The organism is Flavimobilis rhizosphaerae (assembly GCF_014852685.1).
Classification (GTDB): domain Bacteria; phylum Actinomycetota; class Actinomycetes; order Actinomycetales; family Cellulomonadaceae; genus Flavimobilis; species Flavimobilis rhizosphaerae.
Genome location: NZ_JACZDF010000003.1, coordinates 355,793 through 377,075, shown reverse-complemented (window position 1 = coordinate 377,075; position 21,283 = coordinate 355,793). Strand labels below are relative to the sequence as shown.

Annotated in this window: 19 protein-coding genes; 6 read left to right on the top strand and 13 right to left on the bottom strand. The window is 71.7% G+C overall.

The genetic code is table 11. The features are described 5' to 3' along the window. Nucleotide 1 precedes the first annotated feature (1 nt). Complete coding sequence (locus IGS67_RS07975; protein WP_192279451.1) at nucleotides 2-523, top strand: MogA/MoaB family molybdenum cofactor biosynthesis protein; 522 nt, start codon at nucleotides 2-4, stop codon at nucleotides 521-523. Between the two features lie 75 nt (nucleotides 524-598). Here IGS67_RS07975 and IGS67_RS07970 read toward each other — a convergent pair whose 3' ends face one another. The 9 genes from IGS67_RS07970 to IGS67_RS07930 all read right to left on the bottom strand — a co-directional run bounded on the left by IGS67_RS07970 (nucleotide 599) and on the right by IGS67_RS07930 (nucleotide 11,876). Continuing rightward, complete coding sequence (locus tag IGS67_RS07970) at nucleotides 599-1,018, bottom strand: type II toxin-antitoxin system VapC family toxin (protein ID WP_192279449.1); 420 nt, start codon at nucleotides 1,016-1,018, stop codon at nucleotides 599-601. Then, entirely contained in the window at nucleotides 1,015-1,254 is a 240-nt protein-coding gene (locus IGS67_RS07965) for a FitA-like ribbon-helix-helix domain-containing protein (RefSeq protein WP_192279447.1), read from the bottom strand. The genes IGS67_RS07970 and IGS67_RS07965 overlap by 4 nt, the downstream gene beginning before the upstream one ends. 70 nt (nucleotides 1,255-1,324) lie before the next feature. Further along, nucleotides 1,325-2,542 (bottom strand): ThiF family adenylyltransferase, encoded by a 1,218-nt coding sequence (locus IGS67_RS07960; protein WP_192279445.1) that lies wholly within the window; start codon nucleotides 2,540-2,542, stop codon nucleotides 1,325-1,327. Nucleotides 2,543-2,555: 13 nt separating this feature from the next. Then, complete coding sequence (narI, locus tag IGS67_RS07955; RefSeq protein ID WP_192279443.1) at nucleotides 2,556-3,302, bottom strand: respiratory nitrate reductase subunit gamma; 747 nt, start codon at nucleotides 3,300-3,302, stop codon at nucleotides 2,556-2,558. Then, nucleotides 3,299-4,087, bottom strand: coding sequence for a nitrate reductase molybdenum cofactor assembly chaperone (gene narJ / locus IGS67_RS07950; RefSeq protein WP_328742029.1), 789 nt, complete (start codon nucleotides 4,085-4,087; stop codon nucleotides 3,299-3,301). The genes narI and narJ overlap by 4 nt, the downstream gene beginning before the upstream one ends. Next, nucleotides 4,084-5,874, bottom strand: a complete 1,791-nt coding sequence (gene narH, locus IGS67_RS07945; RefSeq protein WP_192279441.1) for a nitrate reductase subunit beta — start codon at nucleotides 5,872-5,874, stop codon at nucleotides 4,084-4,086. The genes narJ and narH overlap by 4 nt, the downstream gene beginning before the upstream one ends. Further along, a complete protein-coding gene (locus IGS67_RS07940; protein ID WP_407925814.1) occupies nucleotides 5,874-9,659 on the bottom strand; it encodes a nitrate reductase subunit alpha in 3,786 nt (1,261 codons plus the stop codon). The genes narH and IGS67_RS07940 overlap by 1 nt, the downstream gene beginning before the upstream one ends. Before the next feature lie 84 nt (nucleotides 9,660-9,743). Beyond that, nucleotides 9,744-11,057: an MFS transporter gene (locus tag IGS67_RS07935; protein ID WP_192279437.1), complete on the bottom strand. Its 1,314-nt coding sequence runs from the start codon at nucleotides 11,055-11,057 to the stop codon at nucleotides 9,744-9,746. Nucleotides 11,058-11,231: 174 nt separating this feature from the next. Further along, entirely contained in the window at nucleotides 11,232-11,876 is a 645-nt protein-coding gene (locus tag IGS67_RS07930; protein ID WP_192279435.1) for a helix-turn-helix transcriptional regulator, read from the bottom strand. Nucleotides 11,877-12,056: 180 nt separating this feature from the next. Here IGS67_RS07930 and IGS67_RS07925 point away from each other — a divergent pair, with 180 nt between their 5' ends. Then, a complete protein-coding gene (locus IGS67_RS07925) occupies nucleotides 12,057-13,145 on the top strand; it encodes a magnesium and cobalt transport protein CorA (protein WP_192279433.1) in 1,089 nt (362 codons plus the stop codon). 169 nt (nucleotides 13,146-13,314) lie between these two features. Here IGS67_RS07925 and IGS67_RS07920 read toward each other — a convergent pair whose 3' ends face one another. Further along, complete coding sequence (locus IGS67_RS07920; RefSeq protein ID WP_235977981.1) at nucleotides 13,315-14,349, bottom strand: EamA family transporter; 1,035 nt, start codon at nucleotides 14,347-14,349, stop codon at nucleotides 13,315-13,317. 69 nt (nucleotides 14,350-14,418) lie between these two features. Here IGS67_RS07920 and IGS67_RS07915 point away from each other — a divergent pair, with 69 nt between their 5' ends. Further along, nucleotides 14,419-15,279 (top strand): LysR family transcriptional regulator, encoded by an 861-nt coding sequence (locus tag IGS67_RS07915; protein WP_192279431.1) that lies wholly within the window; start codon nucleotides 14,419-14,421, stop codon nucleotides 15,277-15,279. A gap of 175 nt (nucleotides 15,280-15,454) precedes the next feature. Then, nucleotides 15,455-16,504 (top strand): zinc-binding dehydrogenase, encoded by a 1,050-nt coding sequence (locus tag IGS67_RS07910; protein WP_192279429.1) that lies wholly within the window; start codon nucleotides 15,455-15,457, stop codon nucleotides 16,502-16,504. A gap of 149 nt (nucleotides 16,505-16,653) precedes the next feature. On the opposite strand, the gene IGS67_RS07905 is transcribed toward IGS67_RS07910, so the two are convergent. Together IGS67_RS07905 and dnaB are read right to left on the bottom strand one after the other, a co-directional pair. Continuing rightward, nucleotides 16,654-17,121 (bottom strand): NUDIX hydrolase, encoded by a 468-nt coding sequence (locus IGS67_RS07905; protein WP_192279427.1) that lies wholly within the window; start codon nucleotides 17,119-17,121, stop codon nucleotides 16,654-16,656. Beyond that, on the bottom strand, nucleotides 17,118-18,482 hold the full coding sequence (gene dnaB / locus IGS67_RS07900; protein WP_192279425.1) for a replicative DNA helicase: 1,365 nt from the start codon (nucleotides 18,480-18,482) through the stop codon (nucleotides 17,118-17,120). Before dnaB ends, IGS67_RS07905 begins: the two co-directional genes overlap by 4 nt. A gap of 306 nt (nucleotides 18,483-18,788) precedes the next feature. On the opposite strand from dnaB, the gene IGS67_RS07895 reads away from it, so the two are divergent. Both IGS67_RS07895 and IGS67_RS07890 read left to right on the top strand, forming a co-directional pair. Next, nucleotides 18,789-20,129 carry an MATE family efflux transporter gene (locus IGS67_RS07895; RefSeq protein WP_192279423.1) on the top strand — a complete coding sequence of 447 codons (1,341 nt, stop codon included), beginning with the start codon at nucleotides 18,789-18,791 and terminating at the stop codon, nucleotides 20,127-20,129. A 113-nt stretch (nucleotides 20,130-20,242) separates the two neighbouring features. Further along, nucleotides 20,243-20,677 (top strand): VOC family protein, encoded by a 435-nt coding sequence (locus IGS67_RS07890; protein WP_192279421.1) that lies wholly within the window; start codon nucleotides 20,243-20,245, stop codon nucleotides 20,675-20,677. 7 nt (nucleotides 20,678-20,684) lie between these two features. On the opposite strand, the gene IGS67_RS07885 is transcribed toward IGS67_RS07890, so the two are convergent. After that, the gene (locus IGS67_RS07885; protein WP_192279420.1) at nucleotides 20,685-21,221 is read right to left on the bottom strand and encodes a hypothetical protein; all 537 of its coding nucleotides are present in this window, start codon (nucleotides 21,219-21,221) and stop codon (nucleotides 20,685-20,687) included. Between the last annotated feature and the right edge of the window lie 62 nt (nucleotides 21,222-21,283).

Sequence of the window (21,283 nt, the reverse complement as noted above, 5' to 3'; positions counted from 1 at the left end):
CGTGCACGCTGCGACTCTCGGATCCGCCGGCAACTCCACCGGCCCCTGCCGGGGAACCGCTCGCGTCATCACGGTGAGCGACCGCGCGTCGGCGGGTGTCTACGAGGACCGCTCGGGTCCTGTGCTCGTCGCGGGCCTGCGCGCCCTGGGCCTCGAGGTTCCGGACGCGACGATCGTGCCCGACGGCGACGCGGTTCGCGCCGCACTGCTCGACGCGGTCCGGGCGGACGTCGACGTCATCCTCACGACGGGCGGCACGGGACTCGGCCCGCGCGACCTCACCCCGGAGATCACCGCGAGCGTTGTCGAGCGTCCCGTCCCGGGCCTCGCCGAGCTGCTCCGCGCCGACGGCCTCGCCCACGGCGTCCCGGCGGCGGTCCTCTCGCGCGGCATCGCGGGCGTGGCCGGGCGCACGCTCGTCGTCAACGTCGCAGGCTCGCCGGGCGCCGCGCGGGACGCGGTTCGCGCGCTCGCGCCGGTCCTCCCTCACGCCCTCGACCAGCTCGCGGGCCAGACCCACTGACCCCTCCGCACGGGTCACAGGCCAGCCTGCTGGGGCACGCAAGCGATCACGCGCGCACGCAGTGACCCGTGCGTGTCAGTTCGCCCACGGATTGATGAGCGGGATCCCGCTCGTTGCAAAGTCCGCGACGTTGCGTGTCGCGAGCGTGAAGCCGTGGGCGGCGCACGTCGCAGCGATGAGAGCGTCGGCGGTCGGCATCGTGGAGCCAGCTGACCGCGCGGCGGCCAGCAGCCGCGCAAACTCGACCGCGACGGAATCATCGACGGGCAGGACCCGCCCCGTGAAGAGCGGGAAGACCTCCCGCTCGAGCCGCCACTCGATCGACTGTCGGCGCGCACCGTCGGGGAGCACCGCGACGCCGAGACGTAGCTCGGCAAGCGTCAGTGCGCTGACGTAGAGGGTCCCGACGTGCTGAGCGTCGATCCAGCCGACGACGCGAGGCTCGGGCCGCGGTCGGAGCGGCTCCGAGAGGACGTTCGTGTCGAGGACGATCACCCGAGGTCCACGGGCACGTGCGGTGCGCGAGCTCGCAGGGTCTCGAGCTCGATGCCCCCGGCCGCGTGCCCGATGTCGGCCATCAGCGAACCCAGAAGGACACGGCCCTCGTCGGCGACCGCCGCATCGAGGATCGCACGGACCTCAGCCTCGGCGCTCCGGCCGTGCCGCGCAGCACGCAGCTTGAGTGCCCGATGTGTCTCGTCGGACAGGCCTCTCACAGTCATCGCAGCCATAGCGTCTCCCCTCGCCACTCTCGCACCGCTATCACTTCGGTGCGATGATATCACTGCGGTTCGCTGGTCGTCAGGCGACGTGGGAGATTGCGCGCCCCGTCGCGTGCCACGCGACGACACCGCCGGCGACGGCACGCACGTCGGCCAGGCCGGCCTCCCGCGCAAGGATCGCCGCGCGCAGGGCGCGCGCGTCGAGCTCGCACAGGACGACGAGCGGAGACCGCACGGCGTCCGGCCCGTCGAACGCCGACGCGTCCTCGAACGCCTCGAGCGGGACCGACCGCGTACCCGGCACGCCGTACGCGGCGAACTCCTCCGTCGAGCGCACGTCGACGACGTCGCAGGTCCCGTCCGCGAGGAGGTCCGCGAGCGCGTCGACGTCGATGACGTCGGCCCCGGCAGCCGCACCAGAAGGCACCCCGCACGCCTCAACTGCGGCCACGAGATCCCGCCCGAGCGGCCGCCCGCCGGGCGTCCCGGCCACGGGCACCTCGCGCCACGTCGCCCCCCACGCGTCGTGCACGAGCAGTCTCCCTAGCAGGGACGGTCCGCCGCACACGAGCCGCACGACCTCGAGCGAGAGCATCGACCCCACGGCGGCGCACACGGCGCCGAGCACGCCGGCGGTCGAGCAGCTCGAGACGCTCCCGGGCGGCGGCGGCGTCTCGAACACGTCGCGATACTCGACCCCGGAACCGCCGGGAGGCGCGGCCCAGAACGTCGAGACCTGCCCGTGCCCGCCGAGGACGGCACCCCACACGCACGGCAGGCCGAGCTCCGCGCAGGCATCGCCCACGAGGTAGCGGGTCGCGAAGTTGTCGGATCCGTCGACGACGAGGTCGTAGCCCGCCAGGACGGAGAGCACGTTCGACGGCTCGAGACGCACGTCGTGCATGACGACGGTGACGTCGGGGTTGAGCGCGCGCACTGCGTCGGCCGCGGAGTCGACCTTGCGCCGCCCGACGTCCGCGGTCGTGTGGAGAACCTGCCGCTGGAGGTTGGAGACGTCGACGACGTCGTCGTCGACGATCCCGAGCGTCCCCACGCCCGCGGCCGCGAGGTAGAGCAGCGTCGGTGAGCCGAGCCCGCCGGCCCCGACGACGAGAACGCGCGCGGCGAGCAGCCGCCTCTGCCCGTCGGTCCCCACCTCCGGGAGCGCGAGCTGCCGCGCGTAGCGTGCGGCCTGCGCGCCCGTGAGCGGCGGTCCCGGCTCGACGAGCGGCCCGAGCCGCCGCGGGCCCGGGGCGCGGACCGCCCCGGGCGCGGCGGGCGTCCTCACAGAAGTCATGCGTCCCAGCGTCTCACCGCTTGCGCGAGCGCGTCTCGACCGGGTCCCAGCCGGGACGGCCCTCACGCATGCCCTGCTGCGCGTCGCGCGAGCGGTAGACGATGTACGGCCGCACGAGGTAGCCGACGGGCGCCGACCACACGTGGACGAGCCGCGTGAAGGGCCACAGCGCGATGAGCAGCAGCCCCGAGACGACGTGGAGCGTGAAGAGCACGGGGATGCCGTCCATGAGCGCGATGTCCGGCTGGAAGTACATGACGGAGCGGATCCACGGCGAGATCGTCTCGCGGTAGTTGTAGCCGCCGCCGATGATCTGCTCGACGACGGTCGCAGCCGTACCGAACCCGATCGCCGCGCCGAGCGCGACGAACATGAGCTTGTCCATGCGCGTCGTCGCGAGGAACACCGAGCGGGTGCGGCGACGCCGGTAGATGAGGATCGTGAGGCCCACGACGGTGAGGACCGCCGCGAACGTCCCGAGCCACGTCGCGCCGAGGTGGTAGGCGTGCTCGTCGATGCCGATCGCGTAGAGCCACTCGCGCGGGATGAGCAGCCCGACGACGTGCCCTCCCGCGACCATGAGCACGCCGACGTGGAACATCGGCGAGCCCCAGCGCAGGAGCTTCTTCTCGTAGACCTCGCTCGAGCGGGTCGTCCACCCGAACTGGTCGTAGCGGTAGCGCCACACGTGCCCGACGATGAACACGGCGGTGACGACGTAGGGCAGGACGCCCCACAGCAGGATGTCGGTCGCACTCATGGCGTCGCCTCCGGGCGGACGGACGGGAACGGGAGGAGGGTGCCGCCGAGGCCGACCATCTCTTGGGGCGGCCCGGCGGAGAGCAGGTTGACGAACCGCGCGGCGGCGGCGTCGTCGACCTGCGGAAGCGTGCGGCACAGCGCGTCGAGCAGGTGCCGGAACGGGCTGCGCACGTGGTGGAGCGCGGACCGCAGGAGCTCGACACCCTCGCGGTGGGTCGCGAGCAGCATGTCGACGATCGGCCCGCCCTCGCGTGCGGAGAGCTCGAGGACGCTCGGCAGGTAGTCGGGCAGGTCGTCGTCGCCGAGCTCCCAGCCGCACGCGGCGAACGCCTCGGCGAACGTCACGAGCGCCATGCCGCGCCGGCGGGTGTCGCCCGAGGAGTAGTAGGTGAGGTGGAGGGCGCAACGGCGCTTCTGGTCGAAGGTCTCGACGTAGTGGATCTGCGTGCGGTCGACGCCCCACCCGCGGACCGCGGCGACGTGCGTGCGCAGGTCGTCGGCGATGACGGCGGGGAGTGCGGACGCGGTCGCCTCGACGGCGTCGAGCCGGTCGCCGTGCGATTCTCCCGGGTAGTCGAGGAGCAGCGCGACGGCCATGTGGGTCGCGCGCCGCAGCTCGTCGGGTAGCTCGACGGGGTCGAGGAACGGCAGAGGTTCCGTGCGTCCGCCGCGCCGGGGCGCGGTCGACGCGGGCGGCACGGAGGTCACGCGCTCGGGCGGCCCCGCGGGCAACGGGGCGCGGCCGGTGACGCGCTGCCACAGCGTGGGTGCGGGGGCGCTCACAGCCGCGGCCCTCCCTCGGGCAACGAGGCGGGACCCGGGTCGGGGCCGGGGTCGGCGCTCGGCGCGGGGCCTGAGGGGGGTGCCGCGCCGTCGGGGTCGGGCGCGCCGGGCGCCTCGCCGTGCGGGGGTGGTGTGCTCTCGCGCTCGGGGAACATGCCGGGCGGCGTGCCCTTGCCGTCCCACGTGAGGAGGTTGACGCGGGAGCGGGGCTCGTCGATCGCGTCGGCCGTCTGCCGTTCCTGGAGGACGTGGAAGTTCTCGACGGTGGCGCGCAACGGCGTGCCGCTCGACGATCCGAAGCGTGGGCCACCCATGCCGGGGCCGCCCTCGTGGTCGAGGGAGCAGCCCGAGTCGAGCTCGTCGAGGCCGAGCATCTCGAGCTCGCGGGCCGTCTCGGCGTGCGCGGTCGGGATGACGTAGCGGTCCTCGTACTTGGCGATCGCGAGGAGCCGGTACATCGCTTCGATCGTCTCGCCGTCCATGCCGACGGACTCGGCAATGAGCGGGTCCTGCTCGAGCCCAAGGTTGACGTTGCGCATGTGCGCACGCATCGCGGCGAGGCGCTGCAGGGACTGCACGACGGGCGCGGTGTCGCCCGCGCTGAAGAGGCCCGCAAGGTACTCGACGGGGATGCGGAGCTTGTCGATCGCGTGGAAGAGCGTCGGCGCGTCCTCGCCGTCGTTGCCGGAGTCGGTGACGACGTCGACGACGGGCGACAGCGGCGGCACGTACCAGACCATGGGGAGCGTCCGGTACTCGGGGTGCAGAGGCAGTGCGATCTCGTAGCGGGAGATGAGGTCCCAGCACGGGGAGTTCTGCGCGGCCTCGATCCAGTCCTCCGCGATGCCGTCGCGGCGCGCCGCGGCGACGACCTCGGGGTCGTGGGGATCGAGGAACACAGCACGCTGCGCGTCGAGCAGGTCCTTCTCGTCGCGGACGGTCGCGGCCTCGAGCACCTTGTCGGCGTCGTAGAGGACGAGCCCGATGTACCGCAGGCGGCCGACGCACGTCTCCGAGCAGACGGTCGGTTGCCCGACCTCGAGGCGCGGGTAGCAGAGCGTGCACTTCTCGGCCTTGCCGGTCTTGTGGTTGAAGTACACCTTCTTGTAGGGGCAGCCGGTGACGCACATGCGCCAGCCGCGGCACTGGTCCTGGTCGACGAGGACGATGCCGTCCTCCTCGCGCTTGTACATCGCGCCCGACGGGCACGAGGCGACGCACGACGGGTTGAGGCAGTGCTCGCAGATGCGCGGCAGGTAGAACATGAAGGACTGCGAGAACTCGGCCTCGACACGCTTGGACATGGTGGCGAGGATCGGGTCCTGCTGCATGGTCTCGCCCGCGCCGCCGAGGTTGTCGTCCCAGTTCGCGGACCACGTGATGGCCATGTTGTCGCCCGTGAGGAGCGACATGGGACGGGCGACGGGCGTGTGCTCGCCCTGGGGGGCGGAGATGAGCGTGTCGTAGTCGTACGTCCACGGCTCGTAGTAGTCGGAGATCTCCGGGAGCACGGGGTTGGAGAAGATGCTCGCGAGCTTCGTGAGGCGTCCGCCCGCGCGGAGCTTGAGCCGGCCCCGACGCGTGAGCTGCCATCCGCCCTTCCAGCGGTCCTGGTCCTCGTACGTGCGCGGGTAGCCGATGCCGGGCCGCGTCTCGACGTTGTTGAACCACACGTACTCCATGCCGGAGCGGTTCGTCCACGCCTGCTTGCACGTGACCGAGCACGTGTGGCATCCGATGCACTTGTCGAGGTTCATCACCATCGTCATCTGTGCCATGACTCGCATCAGTACGTCACCTCCTGGCTCCGACGGCGGATGGTCGTGACCTCGTCGCGCTGGTTGCCCGTCGGCCCGAGGTAGTTGAACGCGAACGACAGCTGGGCGTACCCGCCGACGAGGTGGCTCGGCTTGAGCAGCACGCGTGTGAGCGAGTTGTGGATGCCGCCGCGCAGCCCCGAGGTCTCCGACCTCGGGACGTCCACCGTGCGGTCCTTCGCGTGGTACATGTACACGGTGCCCTCCGGCATGCGGTGGGAGACGATCGCGCGGGCGACGACGACGCCGTTGCGGTTGTACGACTCGATCCAGTCGTTGTCGGTGACGCCGATCTTCGCCGCGTCCTGCGGCGACATCCAGATCGTGGGCCCGCCGCGGGACAGAGCCAGCATGAAGAGGTTGTCCTGGTACTCGGAGTGGATCGACCACTTCGAGTGGGGCGTGAGGTAGCGGACGGCGACCTCGGCGTGCCCCTCGGACGCGCGCATCCCCGACGCGGCGGTCGAGCCGACACGCGCGTCGCCGAAGAGGCGGTGCATGTCGAGCGGCGGCCGGTAGACGGGGAGGGACTCGCCGAGCTCGCTGATCCAGTCGTGGTCGAGGTAGAAGTGCTGGCGTCCCGTGAGGGTGTGCCAGGGACGCGCGTGCTCGACGTTGATCGCGAACGCCGTGTAGCGGCGACCACCGTGCTCGGAGCCGGACCACTCGGGGGACGTGAGCACCGCGACCGGCGCCGACTGCGTGCGTTCGAACGTGATGCGCTGGCCCTCGTTGTCCTCGGCCAGGTGCGCGATCCGTGTACCGGTGCGCCTCTCGATGTCCTTGAAACCCTGGACGGCGAGGCGGCCGTTCGTCGTGCCGGACAGAGCGAGGATCATCTCGCACGCCTGCTGCGCGGTCTCGAGCCGGGGACGGCCGGCTCCGACGCCGTTCCCGGCGACGAGGCCGTTGCGGACACCGAGCTCGGCGACCTCGGGCGTCGGGTCGAACGCGACGGACTTCGTCACCATGCCGAGGCGGTCAGTGAGCGGGCCGAGCGCAGACCACTTCTCGGCGATCTTCGTGTAGTCGCGCTCGACGACGACGAGCTTCGGCATCGTCTGCCCCGGCACGCGCTCGGCCTGCACGGGAACCTCGCCGCGCGGGTACGCGAGCTCGTCGGGGGTGTCGTGCATGAGCGGCACCGCGACGAGGTCGGAGCGGGCCTCGAGGTGCCCGACGGCGAGCCGCGAGACCTCCTTCGAGAGCGTCGCGTAGATGTCGAAGTCGGTGCGCGTCTGCCACGGCGGGTTGATCGCCGGGTTGAACGAGTGGATGAACGGGTGCATGTCGGTCGACGAGAGGTCGTACTTCTCGTACCAGGTCGCGGCCGGCAGGACGACGTCGGAGAAGAGCGTCGTTGATGTCATGCGGAAGTCGCTCGTCACGAGGAGGTCGAGCTTGCCGCGCGGCGCTTCGTCCCGCCACGTCATCGTCGTCGGGCGACGGTCCGGGCCGGCCTCGTCGGCGAGGACCGCGGAGTCCGTGCCGAGCAGGTGCTTGAGGAAGTACTCGTTGCCCTTGCCCGACGAGCCGAGGATGTTGGCGCGCCAGATGTTGAGGACGCGCGGGAAGTTCGCGGGGTCGTCGGGGTCCTCGCACGCGAAGCGCAGGGAGCCGTCGGCGAGGGAGTCGACAACGTGCTGCGCGGGCTCCTTGCCTGCGGCGCGGGCCTCGTCGACGAGGTCGAGCGGGTTGCGGGAGAACGTCGGATAGCTCGGCATCCAGCCGCGCTGCGCGGACTCGACGAGGCAGTCGGCGGTCGTGCGGTCCGCGAACGTGCCCTCGGCGAGCGGGGAGGCGAGCGCGTCGGCGGGGAGGCCGTCGTAGCGCCACTGGTCGGTCGCGAGGTACCAGAACGCCGTGCCGATCATGTTGCGCGGCGGGCGCTGCCAGTCGAGCGCGTTCGCGTACTGCGTGTAGCCCGTGAGCGGGCGGACCTTCTCCTGGCCGACGTAGTGCGCCCAACCGCCACCGTTGACGCCCTGGCAGCCGGTCATCGCGGTGAGCGCGAGGAACGTGCGGTAGATCGTGTCGGAGTGGAACCAGTGGTTGGTGCCCGCGCCCATGAGGATCATCGAGCGGCCGCCCGAGTCCTCGGCGTTCTGCGCGAACTCCCGGCCGATGCGCGCGGCGAGCTCGGCGGGAACGGAGGTGATCTCCTCCTGCCACGCCGGGGTTCCGGGGGTGCTCGGGTCGTCGTAGCCCGTCGGCCACGTGCCCGGCAGGCCCTCACGGCCGACGCCGTACTGGGCGAGCATGAGGTCGTAGACCGTCGTGACGAGCTCGTCGCCGACGGCGACGACGGGCACGCCGCGCCGCACGGCTCCGGCGCCGCCCGTGTGGCGGCCCCGCTCGGTCGTGCCGGGGACGGCGCCGTCCTTCTCGGGGTCGCCCGGGGCGACGTCGAAGCGCGGCAGGTCGAGCTCGACGGCCTGGCCGTCCCAGCCGGCGAGGTCCATGACGGACAGGCGCGGGTCGAGGTCGCCGAGCTCGAGGTTCCACGTGCCGGCCTTCGCCGGGTCGAAGCGGTGGCCGAGCGATCCGCCGGGGATCTTCACGGAGCCGTCGGCGTCGAGCACGGCCGTCTGGAACGCAGCGTCGCGGTCGGTCCCGGGCGTCGGGAGGTCCGCGGCCGTGAGGAACTTGCCGGGCACCCACGCGTCGCCGCGACGACGCAGCCGCACGAGGTTGGGCGCGTCGGTGAAGCGCTGCATGTAGTCGATGAACCGCTCGGTGCGGCGCGCGACGTGGAACTCGGTGAGGATGACGTGACCCATCGCCATCGCGAGCGCGCCGTCCGTGCCCGGGTGCGGCGCCATCCAGTCGTCGGCGAACTTCGTGTTGTCCGCGTAGTCCGGGGAGACGGTGACGACCTTCTGCCCGCGGTAGCGGGCCTCCGTCATGAAGTGCGCGTCCGGGGTGCGGGTCACGGGGACGTTGGAGCCCCACATCATGAGGTAGGACGCGTTCCACCAGTCCGCGGACTCGGGGACGTCCGTCTGGTCGCCGAAGACCTGCGGCGAGGCGACGGGCAGGTCCGCGTACCAGTCGTAGAACGAGAGCATCGTGCCGCCGAGCAGGTGGACGAAGCGCGCGCCCGCGCCGTGCGACACCATCGACATCGCGGGGATGGGGCTGAAGCCCGCGATGCGGTCCGGTCCGAACTCCTTGGCCGTGTGGACGTGCGCGGCCGCGACGATCTCCGCGGCCTCCTCCCACGACGCGCGGACGAGCCCGCCCTTGCCGCGCGCCGCCTTGTACGCGCGCGCCGTCTCCGGATCGCCCGTCACCTCGGCCCACGCGAGCACCGGGTCACCCGTGCGGGCCTTCGCAGCCCGGTAGGCGTGGAGCAGCGTTCCGCGCACGTACGGGTAGCGGATGCGCGTCGGCGAGTACGTGTACCAGGAGAACGCGGCGCCGCGCGGGCAGCCGCGCGGCTCGTACTCGGGCGAGCCTGGGCCGACCGACGGGTAGTCCGTCTGCTGCGTCTCCCAGGTGATGATGCCGTTCTTCACGTAGACCTTCCACGAGCACGAGCCTGTGCAGTTGACGCCGTGCGTCGAGCGGACGATCTTGTCGTGCGACCAGCGGTCCCGGTAGAACGCGTCGCCCGTCCGACCCCCCTCGACGAAGACGGACCGCAGGTCCTCGGAGACCTTGCCCTTGTGCAGCTTCGAGCCGACGCGCACGAGCGCGTCGACGAGGCTGTTGTCGAGGCCCGGGGTGCGGGTCGCTGCGTCGGTCATGCTCATCCTCGTTCTCTCGGCGGCGGCGCCGGGTCGGGTGGACGTCGTGCAGGTCGGGCGTCGTCCCCGGCGGGGACGACGCCCGGGAGGTCAGCTCGGGTGGGGTGCGCCGGGGCGCACGTAGTTCGTCCACGTGAGCCACGTGCAGAAGGCGAAGAAGACGGCGGCGCCGATGAAGAACGAACGCGGCGAGACGAAGGACAGGCCCATGCCGACGACGAACGGTCCGAACGCCGCGATCGCTGACGTGAAGCCGATGACGCCGCCGGCGCGGCGCTTGTCGAAGATCATCGGCATCTGCTTGAACGTGCCCGCGTTGCCGATGCCCGCGAACGTGAAGATCGCGAGCATGCCCGTGAGGAACCACGTGAACTGCGAGACGTCGGTGGGGCTGAGGAAGAAGACCGTGAACACCGTCGAGATCGTCATGCCGATGCCCGCGACGAACGTCCAGATCGCGCCGCCGAACCGGTCGCACAGCGGCCCCCAGGCGGCACGTGTCGCCGAGCCGAGCAGCGGGCCGATGAACGCGAACTTCAGCGGGTCGGGGGCGTTCTCGAAGTTGCCGAACTCGGCGAGCGTGATGAGGCCGAGCTGCGCGGCAAAGCCGGAGAACGCGCCGAACGTCATGAGGTAGATCGCGGTCATCACCCACGTCTGCTTGACGCTGAAGATGTCGAGCTGGTCGCGGAAGCTCGCGCGGATCGGCACGCGCTTGAGGACGACGGCCGCGAGGACGATGCCGAGGACGATCCACGGCACGACGACGAGCGCGACGTTGTGGAGCCACAGGTCACCGCCGTCGGTCGTCGACTGCGGGGTGAGGACGGCGGTGCCGAAGAGGCCGAAGCCGACGACCCACGGTGCGAGCAGCTGGACGAGGCTCACGCCGAAGTTCCCGATGCCGGCCTGGAGGCCGAGCGCGGTGCCGGACATCTTCTTGGGGAAGAAGTAGCTCGTCGACGGCATGAACCCGGCGAACGCGCCGCCGCCGATGCCCGTCATGAACGAGAGGACGAGGAGCGTCTCGTAGGACGTCGCTGAGTCGCGGACGGCGAACGTCCACCCGAGCACGGGGAGCAGGAGGAGCGTGGTCGCGCCGCCCACGAGGGTGCGCGTCCCGACGATCGGCGGCAGGAACATGAAGATGAGCCGCATGGCGCCGCCGGCGAGGCCGGGGATCGCGGCGAGCCAGTAGAGCTGGCCGGGGTCGAGGTCGAAGCCGACGCTGTTGAGGCGCGGTGCGATCGCCGAGACGAGGTACCACACCATGAACGCGAGGGTGAGGTTGTACGTCGTCACCCACAGGGTCCGCCACGCGAGGCCCTTGTCCCAGGTGCGCTCGTCCTCCGGGTTCCAGTTGGACAGGTCGCGGGCGAGGTCGGGTCCTGCTGTCGTCGCCATCTGCACTCCCAGGGTGCGTTCCGAGTACGGCGGGAGGTGCCGTCGTGGCGAGCATGCCCGGGCATTCTCCGTGCATGTCGTCGTCGACACCGTGCTTAATCGACCGTAGCGGCGCCGCCGAGACCGAGCCACCCCAGACGCGAAACTCGTCCCGCCTGGTGCGGCTGGACGCGGTCAGCCGATGCGGCGGCGCAGGCTCAGCGTGCAGTGCTCCTCGCCGACGAACGGCTCGAGCCGTTCGACGTCGTGGTCGCCCTCGGCCTGCTCGAGCACGGACTGCGCCAGCTCGGTGTGGAGGCGGCACACGACGTCCTGCCGGGCGCGGGCGAGCTCGAGGAACGGGCAGCGGAAGAGGTGGAACGTGAGGTCGCCCGGCGCGTAGACCGGGTCGAAGCCGATGCGGTCGAGGTGAGCCTCGAGCGCGAGGACGTCACGTTCCGACTCGACCGGCACGGGAGTCCGCCCGGTCGCGCTGTCGACCTGCGTGGCGTCGGCGAGGAGCGCGGCGGCCCGACGTGCCTGCGCGATGTCGGCCTCGAGGCGCTGCTGCGCCTCGGGGTCAGCGACGAGGTCGTCGGCGGTCGTCACGCGGTAGATCATGCGGGGGCGGCCACGGACCGTGCGCACCTCGGGGGCGCGCCGGACGAGGCCGACGTCGACGAGCACGGCGAGGTGCTCGCGGACCGTGTTGGCGTGGAGGCCGGTCTGCGCGACGAGGGCGTCGATGTGCTGGGGGCCGTCGGCCTGGAGACGGTGGAGCAGCTCGACGCGGCTCTCGGCCGCGAGCGCTCGCGCCACCGCCGATCTGCTCGTCGTCATACTTCGTTGTAACGCGCCGTGAGAAATCCTCCCGGGACAAAGGTCCTACCCGGGCTCCCCTCCCGTCCCCGACTCGTCGCACCGCTGCACGCTCCAGGCCGGTTCACCGCGCCGACGTGCGCGTGCGCCGGTCGCGCCGCTCGTCGTTACGCTCGGAACGTTGTCGTCCTAGGAGTGCGCATGTCCTCGAGCCCTGCCCGCCGCGAGCGTCCGCGTCGTCTGCTCGACCTCGTCGGGCGGCGTGAGCGCGCTGACGACGCGGCGCAGGCCGCGACCCTGCGCGTGACGCGCCTGCGGGACGGCGAGGTCCTCGAGTCGCAGACCGTCGGCGCCGACGCCTCTGACGACGCCGCGGACGCGGCGATCGCGTTCGCGGATGCGGAGCCCGACGGCCTCGTCGTGCTCGGCTACGACATGCCGACGCCGGAGCAGATCGCACACCTCGGCAGCCGGTGGGACCTGCACCCGCTGCTCGTCGAGGATCTCCTCAAGGCCGGGCAGCGGCCCAAGCTCGAGCGGTACGGCGACGTGCTCTTCGTCGTCGCGCGCCTCGCGTCGTACGACGATCCGACGGAGGACGTGCAGGTCACGGAGTTCCACCTGCTCGTGCGCGGGAACGTCGTCGTCATCGTGTGCCAGGCCCGCAGCGGTGAGACGGTGGGCGACGTCCACCGGATCGCGCGCGACCCGGCGGTCCTGCGGCTCGGGCCGGAGGCCGTCGTGCACTCGTTCCTCGACGTCGCGGTCGACGGGTACGCGCACGTCGTCGCGGACCTCGAGGTGGACCGCGAGGAGATCGAGCGGCAGGTGTTCGACGGCGACGAGGCGGTGGCGGAGCGCATCTACCGGCTGTCACGCGAGATCATCGACCTTCAGCACGCTGCGGTGCCGCTCGTCGCTGTCGTCGAGGCGTTGCGCGCGGGGTTCGACGAGCACAAGATCCATCTCGAGCTGCGCGCGTACCTCCAGGACGTCGCGGACCACCTCACACGGGTGACGATCGCGGTCGCGGAGCTGCGGGACGCGCTCGCGCAGATCCTCAACGTCAACGCGACACTCGTCAACCAGCGGCAGAACGAGAACATGAAGAAGATCTCGGGGTGGGCGGCGATCCTCTTCGCGCCGACGCTCGTCGGCGCGATCTACGGCATGAACTTCGACGACATGCCCGAGCTCCACTGGAAGCTCGGGTACCCGATGGCGCTGGGCCTCATGCTGACGCTGGGCGTGGGCCTGTGGGTGCTCTTCCGCCGCAACCGCTGGATGTAGGCCTCCCCCGTCCCACCGTCCCGCCCGGCCCCCATTCCCAAGAATCCGCGCTGGTGGCTACTCCCAGTAGCCATCAGCGCGGATTCTTGCGAGCGGGGGCGGGCGAGCGGGGGCGGGCGAGCGGGGGCGGGCGAGCGGGGGCGGGCGAGCCGGGGCGGGCGGGGCGGGGTTAGTGGGGGTGGCGCAGGCCGCGCGCGGAAACGACGGCGTTGCTCGCGACGATGAGCGCGATGCCGACCCACTCGTTGACGTCGAGGCTCTGGTGGAGGACGAGCCAGCCCATGAGCGCCGCGATGACGGGGTTGACGCTCGCGAAGGTCCCGAAGACCGGGGCCGGCACGCGGCGCAGCGCGAGGACGTCGAACGCGTAGGGCACGACGGACGCGAGGAGCGCGCAGCCGGCCGCGAGCGCGAGCGCGTGCCAGGTAAGCGGGTGCTGCGTGAACCACCAGGCAGCGACGGGCAGCCACGCGAGGGCGGTGAGCCCGCTCGCGAGCGCGGGCCCGTCGAGCCCGGAGAACTGCTGCCCGACGGCGCGGTTGAGGAGAATGTACCCGGCCCACGCGGCGGCGGCGGCGAGGGCGAGGCCGATGCCGGTGACGTCGGTCGTCGGGCCGGGGTTCGTGAGGACGACGACGCCGATGCCGGCGAGCACGGCGCACGCGAGGTCGAGGCGTCGTCGGGAGCCGAGGATCGCGACGGCGAGCGGGCCGAGGAACTCGATGGTCACCGCGAGGCCGAGGCCGAGCCGCTCGACGGCGAGGTAGAGCGAGAGGTTCATGACGCTGAAGACGGCGACGAGGCCGAGCGCGAGGAGCCACTGGGTGCGGCTGCGGCCGCGCACGCGCGGTCGGACGGCGGGCACGAGAACGGCGGCGGTGACGAGCTGCCGCAGGGCGACGACGCCGACCGGGCCGATGAGCGGGAAGGCGCTCGCGCCGAGGGCGGCGCCGCTCTGCCCGGAGACGGTGCTCACGAGCATCTGCCCGAGGCCGACGGCGCGGTCCTTGCGCGTCGTGGAGGCGGCCCGCACCCGCGTCCCGGGCGCCTCGGCTCCCCCGGCAGCCCAGGAATCCGTGCCTGTGGCTGCTCCCAGTGACCATCTCTGCGGATTCTTTGGGGTGAGCTGGCCCGTACCAGTGGGGTGTTCTGGCGCCGTCGGGCTGGGGGCGGGCACGGTGGTGCGCGCCGCGAGGAGGCTCATGCCGCCGACGGTAGGCGCGTCGCGTCCCATCTCCTAGTGCAGGATGCATACCTGCCATAGCCTTGATGCATGGACTGGACGGTGCGGGAGCTCGAGGTGTTCGTCGCCGCGGTCGACACCGGCTCGTTCACGGACGCGGCCCTCCTCCTACACGTCTCGCAGGCATCGGTGTCGCGCACGGTCGCGGCGCTCGAGCGAGCGCTCGGCGACCGGGTACTGCGCCGCGTGCCGCGCGGCTGCGAGCCGACGGCGTTCGGCCTCCAGCTGCTGCCGCACGCGCGTCGGGTGCTCGCGGAGGCAGGTCGGTTCAGCGAGTTCGTGCGGTCGCGGCACGGCCTGCTGCGTCTCGGTTACGCGTGGTCGGCGCTCGGTCGGCACACGGCGCCGCTTCAGCGGCGCTGGGCGCGCGAGCACCCGGAGGTGGGGCTTGAGCTCGTGCGGTTCAACTCGCCGACGTCGGGTCTCGCGGAGGGTCGCTGCGATGTCGCGATCGTGCGTCGTCCGGTCGACGACCGTCGGTACGGCTCGTTCGTCGTCGGGCTCGAGCGTCGGCTCGTGGCGTTCGCGTCGGACGACGTCCTGTGGTCGCGTCGTCGTCAGGTGACGATGGCGGAGATCGCGGGGCGGACCGTCGTCATCGATCCGCGCACGGGCACGACGGGCTCGGACCTGTGGCAGGGCGCGGCGACGCTCCCGACGTTCGTCGAGTCGACGGACGTCGACTCGTGGCTCGACGCGATCGCGGCGGGCCGCGGCGTCGGGACGACGGCGCAGGCGACGGCCGACCACCATCCGCGCCCGGGCGTCACCTACCGCCCGATCAAGGACGGCCCGCGCATCGCGGTGCGCCTCGTGTGGCTGCGCGACGCACGTCCCGCGGGCCTCGACGAGCTCGTCCACACGGTGACGGAGCTCTACGCAACCCCCTGATTCGACTCATAGGTCCCGAGCACCATCGCATGGTGCACAGACCCTACGAGTGCGGGTGGTGCGGTGCGTCCGGCTCCGCGTTGGCCGGGCACCAGAGGACTCTTCCCTGGCCTGGCCAGTGCCTCTAGCGTCGGGAAGATACTCATCCAGCCACGTCCTCGAGGAAGATAGGCCGATGCGAGCAACATTGATGTATGGCGCGGGCGACGTTCGCGTCGAGACCGTCCCCGATCCCGTCCTCCGCGCCCCGACTGACGCGATCGTCCGCACGATGCGCGCGTGCGTCTGCGGGTCCGACCTCCACCCCTACCGGTCGATGCACCCGTCGGCGACGGGCCGCCCCGTCGGCCACGAGCTAGTCGCGGTCGTCGAGGAGGTCGGGCCCGAGGTGCGTACGGTGCGCGTCGGCGACCTCGTCGTCGTGCCGTTCGCGTACGCGGACAACACGTGCGCGTTCTGCCGCGAAGGCCTCCAGACGTCGTGCCCGCACGGCGGCTTCTACGGGAACCACGAGGTCGGCGGGCTGCAGGCCGAGCTCGCTCGCATCCCGTTCGCCGACGGCAGCCTCGCCGTGGTGCCCGACGTCGACCCCGCGTCGGCGTCGGACGCGCTCCTGCACTCGCTGCTCGCACTGTCCGACGTCTACCTCACGGGGTATCACGCTGCGCACGTGGGCGCAGTCGGCCCACGGACGACGGTTGCGGTCGTCGGCGACGGCGCTGTGGGACTCTCCGCGGTGCTCGCGTCGCGACGGATGGGCGCCGAGCGCATCATCCTCATGGGCCGACACACGGACCGCACGGACCTCGGGCGTCGCTGGGGCGCGACGGACGTCGTCGCGGAGCGCGGCGGCGAGGGCGTCGAGCGGGTGCTCGAACTCACAGGAGGCGAGGGGGCGCACGTCGTCCTCGAGGCCGTCGGGCACATGCCTGCCTACGAGCAGTCGTTCGGGATCGTGCGTCCGGGCGGGGTCATCTCGCGGGTCGGGGTGCCGCAGTACGAGTCGGCACCTGTCGGTTTCGGCTCGCTCTTCGGCAAGAACGCGCGGCTCGCGGGTGGGCCGGCGCCCGTGCGCGCCTACCAGGACGGGGCGATCGCCGACGTCCTCGCGGGTGCCATCGACCCGGGCCTCGTCTTCGACACCGTCCTGAGCCTCGACGATGCCGCGGAGGCCTACCGCCTCATGGACTCCCGAGCGTCCCTCAAGGTCTCGCTGCGCCCCTGACCCGACTCCTGCGTGCCCTCGATAGCCCATCCGTGCGCCTCACACGTGCGGATCGGCTATCGAGAGACCCCGCACGAGCCGACCCGGCTCCATCAGCCCGTCAATAGCCGATCGGCACACCCGTCGTGCCGGGATCGGCTATCGAGCGCTCAGGACGGGTACCCGAACGAGCTCGCGGCCGCGAGCGTCCCGGTGCGCACCCCGTCGAGCACGAAGCGCTCGTGGGGCACGACGGGCGTGGGCAGCGCGGCGAGGTCGCACCACTCGAGCCCGTCGCACTTGCGGGGCTCCATGATGCGAGGCGTGCCCTCCCACGTCTCGACGCTCCAGAACCACTCGACGCGCTGCTCGATGGGCGCGTCGGAGCCGTCGGTGCGCTGCAGGACGGTGAGGAGCGTCAGGTCGGCGACGTCGACGGTCACACCGAGCTCCTCGGCGACCTCGCGCACCGCGGCTTGGGCAGCGGTCTCCCCCGGCTCGACGTGCCCGGCCGCGCCAGCGGCCCAGTGCCCGTCCATGTAGCCGGTTCCGGTGCGGTGCTGGATCAGCACCTCGTCGCCGCGGCGCAGGAAGACGTAGGACGCGGGGACGAGGGCGTAGCCCGTGCGCCCGCTCATGCCTGCATGTCCACGAAGCGCGAGTAGTGGCCCTGGAACGCGACGGTGATGGTGTCGGTGGGGCCGTTACGGTGCTTGGCGACGATGAGGTCGGCCTCGCCCGCGCGCGGCGACTCCTTCTCGTAGGCGTCCTCACGGTGCAGGAGGATCACCATGTCGGCATCCTGCTCGATCGAGCCGGACTCTCTCAGGTCGCTCATCGCGGGCTTCTTGTCGGTGCGCTGCTCGGGGCCACGGTTGAGCTGGGAGAGCGCGATGACAGGGACCTCGAGCTCCTTGGCGAGGAGCTTGAGCGCACGGGAGAACTCGGAGACCTCCTGCTGGCGTGACTCGACGCGCTTGCCGGACGTCATGAGCTGGAGGTAGTCGATGACGACGAGCTTGAGGTCATGCCGCTGCTTGAGGCGCCGGCACTTGGCGCGGATCTCCATGAGCGACATGTTCGGGGAGTCGTCGATGAAGAGCGGGGCCTCGGAGATGCGGCCCATGGTGCCGGCGAGCTTCTGCCAGTCGTCGTCGCTCATCGAGCCGTTACGGAGCTTCTGCAGGTGCACGCGCGCCTCGGCGGAGAGCAGTCGCATGGTGATCTCGGTCTTGCTCATCTCAAGACTGAAGACGACCGCAGCCTGATTGTTCTTGATGGCCGCAGCCCGGACAAAATCGATGGCGAGCGTCGACTTCCCGATGGCCGGACGTGCAGCGATGACGATCATCTGACCTGGGTGCAGGCCGTTCGTCAGCTTGTCGAGGTCCGCGAATCCGGTGGGCACGCCGACCATGCCCTCGCCGCGGCTTCCGGCGGCCTCGATCTCGTCGACGGTCGACCCGAGGACCTCGCCGAGGATGACGTAGTCCTCGGTCGCGCGGGTCTCGGTGACGGCGTAGACCTCGGCCTGCGCGTTGTTGACGATCTCGTCGACGTCGCCGCCGTCGGCGGCGTAGCCGAGCTGGACGATGCGGGTCCCGGCCTCGACGAGACGGCGGAGGATGGCCCGCTCGCGGACGATGCGGGCGTAGTAGCCGGCGTTCGCGGCGGTGGGCACCATCGCGATGAGCTCGTGGATGTAGGGGGCGCCGCCGATGCGGCCGACCTCGCCGCGCTTGGTGAGCTCGGCGAGGACCGTGATGGCGTCAGCGGGCTCGCCGCGCCCGTAGAGATCCATGATCGCGTCGTAGATGAGCTCGTGCGCGGGGCGGTAGAAGTCGTTGCCCTTGAGCTCCTCGACGACGTCCGCGATGGCGTCCTTCGAGATGAGCATGCCGCCGAGGACGGACTGCTCGGCGGCGACGTCCTGGGGCGGGGTGCGGTCGAAGGTGCGCCCCTCGGGGATGCCGTAGTCCTCGCTGTGCTCCGCCGACATGGGCCCTGCCTCTCGTGCGACCGGGTGGTCGCTCCACCGCATCGTCCCTCGAGCGTCGGACATCCTGGCTCGGGGGTGTCCGGGCCGCGGGCCCGGGACACCCGCACCCTACGGCGGGTCCGGGCTGGGGACCAACGTCGTCGTGCACCGACTAATCCACAGGTGGCTCCACGGGTGTGGAAACCGCCCGTCAGACCACCCACAGCCTGTGGATGATTCGGGGGATAACATGGGGGCACGTTGTCACACACCCTCGAGATCCGCAAGATTCCGCCGTTCACGCCTGTGGACAGAAAGTTGTCCGCCATGCGTCCACCAGCTGAACGATCGCGTGATCGCGCGCTGGACAGGTCGATCCTCGCGCTCGCCGTCCCCGCCCTCGGTGCACTCGTCGCCGAGCCCCTGTTCGTGCTCGTCGACTCGGCCGTCGTCGGCCACCTCGGCACCGCCGAGCTCGCGGGGCTCTCCCTCGCGAGCACGATCCTCATGACCGTCGTCGGCCTGTGCGTCTTCCTCGCGTACGCGACGACCGCCGCCGTCTCACGACGTGCGGGCGCGGGGCATCGTGCCGAGGCGCTCCAGGCTGGCATCGACGGCCTGTGGCTCGCGCTCGCGCTCGGCGTCGCCCTCGCGGTCGGGCTCGGCGTCGCGGCGCCGCACGTCGTCGGGCTCCTCGGCGCGGACGCGGACGTCGCCCGCCACGCCGCCGACTACCTGCGCTGGTCGGTTCCCGGTCTGCCGGGCATGCTCGTCGTCCTCGCGTCGACGGGTGTGCTGCGCGGCATGCTCGACACGCGCACGCCGCTCTACGTCGCGGTCGGCGGCGCGGTGCTCAACACGGTCCTCAGCGTCACGCTCGTGTGGGGGCTCGGCCTCGGCATCGCAGGTTCCGGCGCCGGCACGGCGGTCGCGCAGCTCGCGATGGCGGTCGTGCTCGGCATCGTCGTCGTCCGCTACGCGCGGCGCGAGCGGGTGAGCCTGCGTCCGCAGCGGGGCGGGATCTGGGTGTCGGCGCGCGAAGGTCTTCCGCTCGTCGTGCGGACGCTGTCGCTGCGGCTCGCGATCCTCCTCACGGTGTGGGTCGCGACGGGCCTGGGCGCGGTGACGCTCGCCTCCCACCAGGTCGTCAACAGCGTGTGGGGCCTCACGGCGTTCGCGCTCGACGCGCTCGCGATCGCGGCGCAGGCGCTCGTCGGGCACGGGCTCGGCGCGGGCGACACGGCTCAGGTCCGCACCGTCCTGCGCCGTACGCTGCGGTGGGGCCTGGGGGCGGGCGTCGTCCTCGGCGCCGTGGTCGCGGCGGCGTCGCCTCTGCTCGCGCCGCTGTTCACGCAGGATCCGGACGTGCGCCGCGCTGTCGTCGCTGGTCTCGTGACGACGGCCGCGCTGCTGCCGCTCGCGGGCTGGGTGTTCGTGCTCGACGGCGTGCTCATCGGTGCGGGCGACGGCCGCTATCTCGCGTGGGCGGGCATGTTGACGCTCGTCGCGTACGCGCCGTGCGCGCTCGCTGTGCGCGCGTGGGCGCCCGCGGGCACGTGGGGTGTCGTGTGGTTGTGGCTCGCGTTCGGCGGGGTGTTCATGCTCGCGCGGGCGCTGACGACGGGTCTGCGTGCGCGGACGACGGCCTGGATGGTCACGGGCTCCTGAGCCCCGCCCCTCACCGCCCTCCTCCCGCCCCCTCCCTCCTCGACGGATTGACGGGTCCCGCCCGTCGAACGGGCGGGAAGCGTCTATCCGTGGTGCCTCGGTACGCTCGCCGCATGACGACGCCACCGCAGGGCCTTGCCTCACGCCCCTCGATCCAGGAGGTCGTCGTCGACTGTGCCGACCCCGCCGCTCTCGCCACCTTCTGGGCCGGGCTCCTCCGCACCCGTTGGGTGATGCGCCACGAGGGCTGGGCCGTCGTCGACGCCGATCCGCTGCTCCTCGCGTTCCAGCAGGTCCCCGAGCCGAAGGGCTCTCCGAAGAACCGCCTTCACCTCGACGTCCTCGTCGCGGATGCCGACGCGGAGACGGCCCGTGCGGTCGCGCTCGGCGCCACCGTCACGGGCACGCGCGAGCTGGGGCCCGACGGTGACGGGTTCGTCGTCCTCCAGGACCCGGAGGGCAACGAGCTGTGCCTCGTCGTCGACAACGGCGGCGGCTGGACCACGGGAACGCGCACGGCGCTCGACGAGCGCGGCGCGGCGGGCTGAGCGGCGCTCAGCCCGCCGCCGACGCTGTCCCGCGCCCCAGCCCGACCGGTCCGGTCCGACGGGCGTCGTGGACGAGCACGCCGACGAGCGCGAGGAACGCGACCGTCGAGGCGAGATGGAGCGCGAGGCCCGACGGTGACGCGTCGTCGCCGCTCACGCCGTAGGCGTCGGCGACGGCCGCCGCGGGCCCAACACTCGCGATGAACGAGGCGGGCGACCCCGCCGCGAGCATGCCGAGGAACCAGGCGGCCACGTGGCTGGGGCGTGGTGCGGCGGAGAGCCACGTGATGGCGAGGAGCGTGAGCGCGATGAGCACCCCTCCGACGAGCACGGCGAGCGTCGTCCAGGTGCCGAGGGCGTCGTGGCTCGACTCAATGTGGACGACGATCTCGCTGAGCGTGCGTCCGGGGACGGCCGCGAGGGGGTTGAGCACGAGCGCGTGGACCGCGGCGCAGGCCGCGTAGAGGGTGACGGTCACGACGCCGACGACGGCGACGATGCGCGCCCGGCGGACTTGTGGTTGGCGTCGCTCGGGGGTGCTCACAGGCCGACCGTAGGGCGATGGTGCGCGCGGTGCATCCGCCCTTGGGATGATTTCGTGCACTT

Bases quoted from the DNA above. Each gene is read 5' to 3' on its own strand.
- IGS67_RS07935 (WP_192279437.1), bottom strand. From the start codon at position 11,057: ATGGCGACGACAGCAGGACCCGACCTCGCCCGCGACCTGTCCAACTGG.
- narI (WP_192279443.1), bottom strand. From the start codon at position 3,302: ATGAGTGCGACCGACATCCTGCTGTGGGGCGTCCTGCCCTACGTCGTC.
- IGS67_RS07965 (WP_192279447.1), bottom strand. From the start codon at position 1,254: ATGGCTGCGATGACTGTGAGAGGCCTGTCCGACGAGACACATCGGGCA.
- IGS67_RS07890 (WP_192279421.1), top strand. From the start codon at position 20,243: ATGACGACGCCACCGCAGGGCCTTGCCTCACGCCCCTCGATCCAGGAG.
- IGS67_RS07960 (WP_192279445.1), bottom strand. From the start codon at position 2,542: ATGACTTCTGTGAGGACGCCCGCCGCGCCCGGGGCGGTCCGCGCCCCG.
- IGS67_RS07915 (WP_192279431.1), top strand. From the start codon at position 14,419: ATGGACTGGACGGTGCGGGAGCTCGAGGTGTTCGTCGCCGCGGTCGAC.
- IGS67_RS07920 (WP_235977981.1), bottom strand. From the start codon at position 14,349: ATGAGCCTCCTCGCGGCGCGCACCACCGTGCCCGCCCCCAGCCCGACG.
- IGS67_RS07910 (WP_192279429.1), top strand. From the start codon at position 15,455: ATGCGAGCAACATTGATGTATGGCGCGGGCGACGTTCGCGTCGAGACC.
- IGS67_RS07925 (WP_192279433.1), top strand. From the start codon at position 12,057: ATGTCCTCGAGCCCTGCCCGCCGCGAGCGTCCGCGTCGTCTGCTCGAC.
- IGS67_RS07940 (WP_407925814.1), bottom strand. From the start codon at position 9,659: ATGAGCATGACCGACGCAGCGACCCGCACCCCGGGCCTCGACAACAGC.
- dnaB (WP_192279425.1), bottom strand. From the start codon at position 18,482: ATGTCGGCGGAGCACAGCGAGGACTACGGCATCCCCGAGGGGCGCACC.
- narH (WP_192279441.1), bottom strand. From the start codon at position 5,874: ATGCGAGTCATGGCACAGATGACGATGGTGATGAACCTCGACAAGTGC.
- IGS67_RS07930 (WP_192279435.1), bottom strand. From the start codon at position 11,876: ATGACGACGAGCAGATCGGCGGTGGCGCGAGCGCTCGCGGCCGAGAGC.
- IGS67_RS07905 (WP_192279427.1), bottom strand. From the start codon at position 17,121: ATGAGCGGGCGCACGGGCTACGCCCTCGTCCCCGCGTCCTACGTCTTC.
- IGS67_RS07895 (WP_192279423.1), top strand. From the start codon at position 18,789: ATGCGTCCACCAGCTGAACGATCGCGTGATCGCGCGCTGGACAGGTCG.